The sequence below is a fragment of the Methylobacter sp. BlB1 genome (assembly GCF_015476545.1).
Classification (GTDB): domain Bacteria; phylum Pseudomonadota; class Gammaproteobacteria; order Methylococcales; family Methylomonadaceae; genus Methylobacter.
Window position 1 is genome coordinate 1 of the sequence record NZ_JADMKV010000152.1, and the last position, 1,766, is coordinate 1,766.

The 1,766-nt window shown below is 64.9% G+C and carries 3 protein-coding genes; all 3 read right to left on the reverse strand.

Annotated elements, in window-relative coordinates; translation table 11 throughout:
- Window positions 1-69 precede the first annotated feature (69 nt).
- Complete coding sequence (locus IT781_RS21740) at window positions 70-801, reverse strand: MotA/TolQ/ExbB proton channel family protein (RefSeq protein WP_194972262.1); 732 nt, start codon at window positions 799-801, stop codon at window positions 70-72.
- A gap of 4 nt (window positions 802-805) precedes the next feature.
- Complete coding sequence (locus IT781_RS21745; protein ID WP_194972263.1) at window positions 806-1,621, reverse strand: energy transducer TonB; 816 nt, start codon at window positions 1,619-1,621, stop codon at window positions 806-808.
- A gap of 91 nt (window positions 1,622-1,712) precedes the next feature.
- The coding region (gene hemP, locus IT781_RS22950) for a hemin uptake protein HemP (protein WP_194969884.1) at window positions 1,713-1,766 on the reverse strand (54 nt) is incomplete at its 5' end.

Genomic DNA, 1,766 nt, shown 5'->3' on the forward strand with positions numbered 1-1,766 from the left:
TCAGCGGCACCATGTTGATTTCCGAAACCGGATGCTGGCTTTTGTTTTGGTCGAAGCTGCCGAAGGCCATCACGCACCCCCTAAAACGACGGCCGCTTTGGGGCTGGCGTCTGGCTGCACGGCGATGGGCGCGCCGGTGGTCAGGAAAGCGAACAGGTCATGCGCGTAGGCGTCGAGCCGCGCCAGCACCAGGCGGTTGGCGCGCGCGCAGGCGTTGTAGGCCAGCACGGCCGGAATCGCCACGGCCAGGCCCAGGCCGGTCATGATCAGCGCCTCGCCCACGGGGCCTGCAATCTGGTCGAGCGTAGCGGCTCCGCCCTGCCCGATGCCGAGCAGGGCGTGGTAGACGCCCCAGACCGTGCCGAACAGGCCGACGAAAGGCGCGGTGCTGGCGATCGAGGCCAGCGCCGTCAGGCCCCATTCCAGGCGCGCGGTTTCCTCGTCGATCGCGCGGCGCATCGAGCGGGTCAGAAACTCCGAAGCGGAGCCGGCCTCGTGCAGACGATGCGCGCCATGCGCGGCGTGATGCCGCGCCGCGGTTATGGCGTGCCAGGCCAAGTAGGCGAACGGCTCGTTCGGCGCGTGCCGGTTCAGATATCGGGCGACCTCGTCCAGCGAGGCGGCGTCCCAGAAGGTTTTCAGAAATTGCGCCGAGCGCCGGCGCATCATGGCGCCTTGCCAGGTTTTGACGACGATGAAATACCAGCTGGCGACCGACATCGCGGCCAGCAAGGCAAAAAGCGTTTGCCCGACGCCGTCGCTCTGGGCCAGGAAATGAGTGAGATTGTCTTTGAAATCCATGCGTTTATCCTTCAAGAGAAAATGAAATGGGAACGACGACCCAGGCCGGCACAATCTGGCTGCCGCGGCGCGCGGGCACGAAGCGCCAGTGCTTGACCGTTTCCAGCGCCGCTTGGTCCAGGCGGCTGAAGCCGCTGGTTTTTTGCACGCTCAGCTGGGCGACCGTGCCGTCGGTGTTGATCATGGCGCGCAGCAGCACTTTGCCCTGTTCGCCCAGTCGGCGCGAGATCCGGGGATAGGCCGGAGGCGGATTGTCGAGGTAATCGGCGTTGAGGTGCGGCTGGATTAACGGCGCCGCTTCCGCCGGCGCGCTCTTGGCGGGCGCCGGCGGCGTTTTCGGAGCTTCCGCCGTTGGCGTTTTCGGGGTTTCCGCCGTCTGCGCAACGGCTATTTCCGAAGCGCTGTCGGATGCGGAAATCAGCGGTTTCGGTTTGGCCGGCGCCGGCTTGCGCGGTTTTGCCTTGGGCTTGGCGGCCGGTTTGGGCTTTTTTTGCGGTTTCGGCGGTTCGGGTTTCGCCGGCTCGGCGCGGGACTGCGGCGATGCAATCCAGGCGACTTGAATGGGCGTTGGCGGCGTGACAGGCTCTGGCTTTTCGAACGCCGGCGCCGCCGCAAGCCAGATCAGGTGAAACGCGAGCGCGGCGCCAAGGCCGATCGCGCCTTCGCTCCGGCGGCATGCCGGCAGTTTCGGCAGGCGTTGGCTGAATGGATTATTGAGCGGCATGGGCTCATTGCCGGCACGCAACTGGGCGCAAGCCGATGTCTCTGCCCTGGCCGGAGATTCCGGGAAATGGATGATTTTTTTAGCCTGTGCCGACATAGCGTGCCTCGCGATTGGTAAAAAGGCTGGCTAGCTTCCTGGCCCGGCAGGGCTGGATGGCTGGCTATGCCGCTGGTTGGAGCGGGTATGGTTATTTCGTCAAAATCAGTTTGCCGTTGCTGGTGATGCGCAGGCGGTATTCGTC

Excerpts from the sequence above, each read along its gene's own strand:
- IT781_RS21740 (WP_194972262.1), bottom strand. The coding sequence starts at position 801 with ATGGATTTCAAAGACAATCTCACTCATTTCCTGGCCCAGAGCGACGGC.
- IT781_RS21745 (WP_194972263.1), bottom strand. The coding sequence starts at position 1,621 with ATGTCGGCACAGGCTAAAAAAATCATCCATTTCCCGGAATCTCCGGCC.